Consider the following 1,823-nt stretch of genomic DNA (forward strand, 5'->3'; position numbering starts at 1 on the left):
GTCGCCAGTGCGGTCTCGACGATCATCGGCGACCTCGCGAGCCTCGCCCCTTAACCCGAAGTTAAGGCTGGTGAGGTGTGCGAATTCGTGGTTTGAGCTGGGGATTGGTTGGTTTGTGTGGTGGGTTGTTCTGGCTACGCGGCGATGGTTAGGGGGATGGGGGCGTCGATCAGATTGAAGGCGCGGCGTTGGGTGGGGGTGGCGTCGGTGAGTTTGTCGATTTCGATGTCGGCGTTGTGGTAGCGGATGCGGTCGCGGGTGAGGGTGGCCAGGTGGTCGAGCAGGTCGCGAAAGCCCCGGATCGGGTTGCCGTTGGCGTCGTGTTTGGTGGAGGCCTTGGCCTGGGCGGCGGTGGAACGTTGCGCGGGGGCCACGGGGTTGTCCCGATGCGGCGGTGTGTGGTCGGTGAAGGTCAGCGGTGCCCAGGCCTTGCGTAGGTGCCAGATGAGGTAGCAGGCGAGCATGCAGATCAGCACGTGGGCTTTGACGCGGTCTTCGAGGCGGTGGTGGATGGGTCGCAGGTCGAGGTCGTCGGATTTGATGATGCGGAAGTCGCGTTCGACGTTGGCGAGTTTTTTGTAGCTGTCCACCACGGCGGCGGGGTCGAGGGCGTCGGCGCCGACGCTGGTGCGTAGCACGTAGATGCCATCGAGGGCGGCTTCTGCGTCGATGGCGGCTTGGTCGCGGTGGTAGGTGAACTCGGTGTCGGTGATGGTGAGGTGGAAGTGCTTGCCCATTTTGAATTTTCCGCTGACCTTGCCGACTTCGATGCCGATCTTGTCGGCGCCGCACAGGGTGGCTTTGGCGACGCGCTCGGCGATGTGGGCCAGTTGTTTCTCGGTCGCTTTCAGTAAGTCTTGGCGTTTGCGGGCGCGTTCGGCGGCCAGGGCTGGATTACGGCAGGCGATCAGCCGTTCGCCGGGGTAGTCGGGGTGGGTGATCTCGGCGAGGTCCTGCTGGTCGAACAGGCTCATCTGCAGCGGCCCGTCGTCGCGGGCGAGTTTGGCGATCGATGGCGCGCGCAGCGCGGTGATCCAGTGGAAAAACGCAGCAATTTTGGGGTTGTCGTTGAGTTCGCGGAGCTTGTCGATGCGGGCGCCGGTAATCATGCCGCGGTCGCCGATCAGTATCAGTCGCTGGATGGCGAGTTTGTCTTTGATCACCTGCACGATTTGGGTGAACGCGCTGGGGTCGTCGGTGTTGCCGGAAAACACCCGCACCGCGACCGGGCGACCGTCGGGGTCGGTGAGCACGCCGTATTCGATTTGTTCGCAGCCCTTTTTGCCGTCGCGGGAATAGCCGCGTGCGGCCAGCTCGCAGCAGCGCCCGGTCACCCACGAGGAACTCAGGTCAAACAGCGCCATCCGACCCGGGTTCGCCGATTCCGCGAGATGCTTGGCGGCCAGCTTCTTTTCGATCCTGTCTTGGCGACCGACCAGCCAGTCCATCGCGGCGTAGATCTCGTCGGTGGATGCGCTGGCCACCTGCAGGTCCACGCCGAGAGTGGTGTTAGACCACCAGTCCAGGGTAGAAAGCTTCGATTTTGGCCGCACCACCCGCGAGATGATCAACGCGACGGCGATGTCGCGGGCCCGGCACGGCGGGCCCAGCAGCGCGGGCAGCTCGAGCTTGCGCGCCATCGCCGCTACCGCCGCGACGTCACCGTGCGGCAGCGATCGCGTCTTGCTGAACTCGCTGCCGGCTGGGATCAGCGTCTGTCCCTTCGTTGCGGCCTCGATCGCCGCGATCAGCTGCGGCGGAAGTTTCGGGCTCTTGTGACGTTGTAGTGGGTTCGTGACCTGGGGATTTGGGGCGCAACGCCG

1 protein-coding gene is annotated in these 1,823 nt (G+C 64.5%); it reads right to left on the minus strand.

Annotated elements, in window-relative coordinates:
• Nucleotides 1–134: 134 nt before the first annotated feature.
• Nucleotides 135–1,823, minus strand: a 1,689-nt coding sequence (locus tag F6Q13_RS17245) for an IS1634 family transposase (protein WP_293059166.1), incomplete at its 5' end; no start/stop codon positions are given.

The sequence above is a fragment of the Mycobacterium sp. genome, assembly GCF_008709575.1.
Taxonomy (GTDB): domain Bacteria; phylum Actinomycetota; class Actinomycetes; order Mycobacteriales; family Mycobacteriaceae; genus Mycobacterium.